Raw genomic sequence first — 699 nt, forward strand, 5'->3', positions numbered from 1 at the left:
GTGAGCTTATTGGACTCGGAGCGTCAAATATTGCATCTGGCCTATCCGGAGGAATGCCAGTTACCGGAGGGTTTTCACGATCTGCCGTGAATTTTGAGGCCGGCGCAGCGACTAAGTTATCTAACCTATATGTAGCACTTGGTGTTGCGTTGGCGGCACTGTTTTTAACGCCCTATATCTATTACCTCCCAAAAGTTGTTTTGGCCTCGTTGATCATTGTTGCTGTTATTGGGTTGATGGAGTTTGTGGTGTTTAAACGTACGTGGCTCTATTCAAAAAGTGATTTTCTTGCTGTAGCAGCGACCGTGGTTATCACGCTTACTTCGGGCGTTGAGGCTGGTGTTATTTCGGGTGTAATTATTTCCTTATGTCTTCACTTATACAGGACGTCTAAACCGCACATTGCAGAGGTTGGGTTATTAGAGGGAACAGAGCACTTTAGGAACGTAAAGCGATTTGATGTGACGACTTGTCTCAGAGTGCTGAGTGTGAGGCAGGATGAAAGTTTGTTTTTTGCAAACGCTGAGATGTTGCAAGCATACGTTCTTAATGAGCTATACAAGCGCGATCAAATTGCCCATGTAATTATTCAATGCAGCGCGGTAAACGAAGTTGACTATAGTGCGTTAACCATGCTCGAGAACCTTAATAAGAAATTATTCGAACAAGGTGTTTTACTGCACTTGTCTGAAGTGAAAG

1 protein-coding gene is annotated in these 699 nt (G+C 43.9%); it reads left to right on the forward strand.

Going from position 1 to position 699, the window contains the following annotated elements:
• On the forward strand, positions 1–699 hold a 699-nt coding region (locus tag A3738_RS09995), incomplete at both ends, for a SulP family inorganic anion transporter (protein WP_156504175.1).

This window comes from Oleiphilus sp. HI0066, from assembly GCF_001635725.1.